Source organism: Geminocystis sp. (assembly GCF_041753295.1).
In the GTDB taxonomy this organism is placed as follows: domain Bacteria; phylum Cyanobacteriota; class Cyanobacteriia; order Cyanobacteriales; family Cyanobacteriaceae; genus Geminocystis.
In genome coordinates, this window is record NZ_JBGSUU010000118.1 from 1 (window position 1) to 4,594 (window position 4,594).

Genomic DNA, 4,594 nt, shown 5'->3' on the forward strand with positions numbered 1-4,594 from the left:
GTTACGAGCGATCGCTCGTCGGCTCTGGTACACAGCACGCCTCTGTGATAATTTAAGAGAGTAATAAAGATACGTGCGCGTAGCGTGCCTTCGGCATCACCTTATCTAAAAATCATACTTTAATTCAGCAACGCCATAAAAATAATGCTTATTGAGGTGAGTATCTCAACGAATTATCCATAAATCTTTCGTTAGCTATTTATCTGCACCTAAGATGGTAACGAGGTAATAAAGTAAGGTTTTTCTTTCACACATATTTACAATTTAGCATTTATCCTCTTTTTTTTTATCCCCACTTACTTATCAGGAGAGGTTTTGTTTTTTATGCAAGTTTTTCGATAAATTTATCAAAAATTTTTTGATATAGCAACAAACGAGATGATTAGAACATTTATAAATTCTTGGGAGGTACGCATTTGTAACAAAAATCAAGGTTTTAGAGATTGCTTCGTGCCTCGATAGGGACACAATATTGTTATTATTGCGTAAGTCCAGATTCTAAAACCCTTGCATAGTTCCCGTTTCTATTGCTTATTGAATTCCACAGTTGAATTTGACTAATATCAATATTAGATGTTTATTTTACTTGATTAATGTCGCATTTTGAGGATATTTAAAATCAACTTTTTCGCCAGTTTTAGATAAACAATTTTTCAGAATATTTACCAGACTTTCAGCAGTATTAGGTAACTCTAAATCTTGACAATATTTATCTAGTATAATTTGACATTCATCCCAACTTAATAATTGTTGAAGAAAAAAAGAAACAATAGAAAGAAAAGATAGATTTAATTTTTTCAAAGATGGAGTTAACCTCACCCACCTCAAATTAAGACCAACTGTACTCTTGAGGATTATTCAAGGCTTGGCGGATTAAGCGAAGCGATCAGCTTTTGCCCTGACAATGGTATAAATTAAATCTTCACCACGACGGCGACGAGAATCTAAAACATCATCGTAGTTAGTACAACGATGTCTTGCTTCGGCTAAATTCATCCTAGGTTGTGGAGTAGCTACCAACATAACTTTATCAGGCCAATCTTGAACTCTCATAAGTCAAGTCTTTTGAGGTACATATACTAATCAGACTGAAGGGAAAAAAGTATGCAAATTAAATTTTTAACTTAATCCATGACAAACAAAAGCAGCCCAATAATAGGAATTTTCAAAAGGATATTCTTGTGTGCAAAAGTTTTGTAACAGTCTTTTTGTTTTTGATGTTCTTTATGTATTAAATTTTAACTATATTTACATATCAGGGAGAATTAAAAAAAGTATAGAAAATCTAAAAATAAAGTAAATAAGCTAAAAAGGATCAGTTAACGATATATCTATCTCTTTTTTATTTATTGTTAATATTTCTCAAAATTAAAAGATAAAATAATACTAGGTTGGCTTATTAGTCTTGAATATCACTTTAGTCTTGAATATCCCTCTAAAATAATCCTAATGTCTTATTCTAGTACAACATTTGAAACAACTAAACAATTAATTCAGCTTTGGTTACATGGACGTTCTCCTAATACAGTGGCTAATTATCAGCGCCATGTTAACTCTTTTTTAGCTCATGTTGATAAACCCATAGAAAAAGTTACTTTGATGGATATTCAGTCTTGGCAGTTAACTTTAAGTTCAGTTTCTCCTGCTAGTCAACGTAATGCTTTGGCTGTGCTTAAAAGTTTATTGACTTTTGGTTTTGAATTAGGTGTTTTACCTGTTAATGTGGGAAAGTTAGCTCGAACTCCCAAAGTTAAGGAGCGTCTGGCAGAAAAGATTTTGACGGTAGAATTCGTGAATCGTTTATTTGCGGCGGAGTCTAATCTGCGTAATCGAGTTATGTTGAGGTTGTTATATAGTGGGGGTTTAAGAGCAAGTGAGTTATGTGATTTAAACTGGGGTGATTTAAAACAGCGTGATGTGGGTGGGCAGATAAGAATTTTTGGCAAAGGGGGTAAAACCCGTGTGATTTTATTGGGGCAAGGCATTTGGGATGAACTTATGAAGTTAAAGGGTTGTATTGCAACCAAAGATGATCCAGTTTTTTATTCTCAAAAGGTTAATAGTCGAGGTACTCATCATCTCAATCGTAAGCAGGTTTATCACATTGTGGCAGAAGCTGGGAAAAAAGCTGGGTTTGAAGAAAAAATTTCACCCCATTGGTTAAGACATTCTCATGCTTCTCATAGTCTGGATAAGGGGGCTCCTATACATTTAGTACAGCAAACTTTGGGGCATTCTTCTATTTCGGTAACGGAAAGATATCTTCATGCTAAACCTGATGATTCTTCGGCTCTTTATTTGGATTAAACAAAGTTATGAAAATTGTTTCTATTAAACTAAAAAATTACCGTCTTTTTGAATCCTTTGAAATTACAAATATTCCAGCTTTTTGCGTCGTCATTGGTGCTAATGGCACAGGCAAATCCACTCTTTTTGATATTTTTGGCTTCCTCAGAGATGCCCTGAAAAATAATATTCGCCAAGCTCTCCAAGTTCGTGGCGGTTATAAAGAAGTGGTAACAAGAGGAAAAGAAGGGGAAGACATTGAAATAGAACTTCAGTTTCGGATGACCATTGTTAATAAAGAAAGGTTAGTTACCTACAGCTTAATTATTGGTGAAATAAACAATCGTCCTGTCGTCAAACGGGAAATATTACGTTACAAACGGGGAGAACATGGTAGCCCCTATCATTTTCTCGATTTTAAACTAGGTAAGGGTTACGCCATCACTAACGAAGAAAATTTTGACAAAACTGACGAAGAATTAGAACGAGAAAAGCAAGAACTAGAATCTCAGGATATTTTAGCGATCAAAGGACTTGGGCAATTTCAACGATTCAAGGCGGCTAGTGGCTTTCGTTCCCTCATTGAAAATTGGCACGTCTCTGATTTTCATATTAGTGAAGCTAGAGGTAGTAAAGATGCTCTTTATGCGGAACATCTATCACCCACTGGGGATAATATGGCCGTAGTTGCTCAGTATATTTACCAAGAACATCGTGACATTTTCGAGAAAATTCTCAGCAAAATGAAGGAAAGAGTTCCAGGAGTTTCCCATGTAGAAGCAAAAAATACTGAAGATGGTCGTTTAATTCTACGTTTTCAAGATCAAGCCTTTAAAGATCCCTTCATCGATCGGTATGTTTCCGACGGTACAATGAAAATGTTTGCTTACCTGATTTTATTATTTGATCCTAAACCTCATCCTCTTTTATGTGTTGAAGAACCTGAAAATCAACTATATCCCAGCCTATTGAGAGAACTAGCCGAAGAATTCGCCAACTACGCAGATCGAGGTGGTCAAGTTTTTGTTTCAACCCATTCTCCCGACTTTTTAAACGCAGTTCCTTTAGAGAGTATCTTTTGGTTAAATAAAAAACAAGGAATTACTCAAATTTCTAGGGCAGTTAACGATGAAAACCTAAAAGCACTGATTGAAGCGGGAGATTTACCTGGTTTTCTTTGGAATCAAGGTTGGTTTGAGGGGGTTACACCATAATGAGTTACGATATAATTTTTTTATTGGAAGAACCTTCCATGAAAGAAGTCTTGGAAAAAATTTTGCCTCAACTAATCCCCAGTCATAAAACTTTCCTCTGTATTCCTCATCAAGGCAAACAAGATTTAGCACAATCTATTCCCCGCAAACTTAAAGCATTTCAATATTTTGATACTAAATTTGTTATTGTTCATGATCAAGATTCCCACGACTGCAAAACCCTAAAAGCTGAACTCTTAAAAATTTGTCAACAAGCAGGAAACTCGAAAGTTCTGATACGCATTATCTGCCATGAACTAGAATCTTGGTTTTTAGGTGATTTAGCAGCGGTGGAAAAAGGTTTAGAACGTAAACCCGGCAGTTTGACACGACATCAAAACCAAACTAAATTCCGTAATCCCGATCGTTTAAACTCAGCCAAGCAAGAACTTAAACAATTACTGGGAGAATATTATTCACTTCGGGACTCAAAAAAAATCGCCCCTCATTTATCACTCTCCTCAAACTGTTCTCATAGTTATCAAGTTTTTATTAAAAGTATCGAGAAAATTTGCAAATAAACTGCTTTGAAGGGATTTTTTGCGACCGTTGTGGGTACTAATCATTTTTACGACAATATTATTGCTTTATTTATTAAGTATGTAGTTTTAAGAGCAAATATTACAATAATTATTATAGTTATGATGTATTTTTGTTTAATTAATGAAAAATGAAAAAAAATACTGAGATTAACATCAGTACAAAAAAATAAGTTTTTCTCGAAAAGGCGGAAATAGAAACTAAAATAAAAATGAATTTAATAATTGCCACTCTTGTTGTTCATCTATTAATTCTGTTAAATCAATAGGTTGTTCAGATTGAGTGACTTTAGATACTTTTCGTTCTAATCGAGAACAAAATTCAGGATTAGGGCGTGTCATCAATTAAGCCAGATTATGATTGAAGCTAAATAAATACCTCCTTTTAAAATTTATTTTTCGTTTATCATATCTCGTAGCGATTGCTCTATACTGTTTTAATCTGGCAAAAAAGTTCTCTATTAAATGTCTTGCTTGATATAAATATTTATCATATTCTCGTTGATTTTTTCTATT

Annotated in this window: 6 protein-coding genes; 3 read left to right on the forward strand and 3 right to left on the reverse strand. The window is 34.2% G+C overall.

Features of this window, described 5'->3' with window-relative positions:
* Window positions 1-582 precede the first annotated feature (582 nt).
* Both ACEW8E_RS14625 and ACEW8E_RS14630 read right to left on the reverse strand, forming a co-directional pair.
* Window positions 583-801 (reverse strand): hypothetical protein, encoded by a 219-nt coding sequence (locus ACEW8E_RS14625; protein WP_373481094.1) that lies wholly within the window; start codon window positions 799-801, stop codon window positions 583-585.
* Window positions 802-873: 72 nt separating this feature from the next.
* Window positions 874-1,053: a hypothetical protein gene (locus tag ACEW8E_RS14630; RefSeq protein ID WP_373481095.1), complete on the reverse strand. Its 180-nt coding sequence runs from the start codon at window positions 1,051-1,053 to the stop codon at window positions 874-876.
* A 396-nt stretch (window positions 1,054-1,449) separates the two neighbouring features.
* On the opposite strand from ACEW8E_RS14630, the gene ACEW8E_RS14635 reads away from it, so the two are divergent.
* The 3 genes from ACEW8E_RS14635 to ACEW8E_RS14645 are packed head-to-tail and all read left to right on the forward strand — an operon-like array spanning window position 1,450 to window position 4,060.
* On the forward strand, window positions 1,450-2,307 hold the full coding sequence (locus ACEW8E_RS14635) for a tyrosine-type recombinase/integrase (RefSeq protein WP_373481096.1): 858 nt from the start codon (window positions 1,450-1,452) through the stop codon (window positions 2,305-2,307).
* Window positions 2,308-2,315: 8 nt separating this feature from the next.
* Window positions 2,316-3,500 carry an AAA family ATPase gene (locus ACEW8E_RS14640; protein WP_373481097.1) on the forward strand — a complete coding sequence of 395 codons (1,185 nt, stop codon included), beginning with the start codon at window positions 2,316-2,318 and terminating at the stop codon, window positions 3,498-3,500.
* Window positions 3,500-4,060, forward strand: a complete 561-nt coding sequence (locus ACEW8E_RS14645; protein ID WP_373481098.1) for a DUF4276 family protein — start codon at window positions 3,500-3,502, stop codon at window positions 4,058-4,060. The genes ACEW8E_RS14640 and ACEW8E_RS14645 overlap by 1 nt, the downstream gene beginning before the upstream one ends.
* A gap of 219 nt (window positions 4,061-4,279) precedes the next feature.
* Here the strand turns inward: ACEW8E_RS14645 and ACEW8E_RS14650 are convergent, their stop codons facing one another.
* Window positions 4,280-4,420 carry a hypothetical protein gene (locus ACEW8E_RS14650; protein WP_373481099.1) on the reverse strand — a complete coding sequence of 47 codons (141 nt, stop codon included), beginning with the start codon at window positions 4,418-4,420 and terminating at the stop codon, window positions 4,280-4,282.
* Window positions 4,421-4,594: the final 174 nt, after the last annotated feature.

Bases quoted from the DNA above. Each gene is read 5' to 3' on its own strand.
- ACEW8E_RS14630 (WP_373481095.1), bottom strand. From the start codon at position 1,053: ATGAGAGTTCAAGATTGGCCTGATAAAGTTATGTTGGTAGCTACTCCA.
- ACEW8E_RS14635 (WP_373481096.1), top strand. From the start codon at position 1,450: ATGTCTTATTCTAGTACAACATTTGAAACAACTAAACAATTAATTCAG.
- ACEW8E_RS14640 (WP_373481097.1), top strand. From the start codon at position 2,316: ATGAAAATTGTTTCTATTAAACTAAAAAATTACCGTCTTTTTGAATCC.
- ACEW8E_RS14645 (WP_373481098.1), top strand. From the start codon at position 3,500: ATGAGTTACGATATAATTTTTTTATTGGAAGAACCTTCCATGAAAGAA.
- ACEW8E_RS14650 (WP_373481099.1), bottom strand. From the start codon at position 4,420: ATGACACGCCCTAATCCTGAATTTTGTTCTCGATTAGAACGAAAAGTA.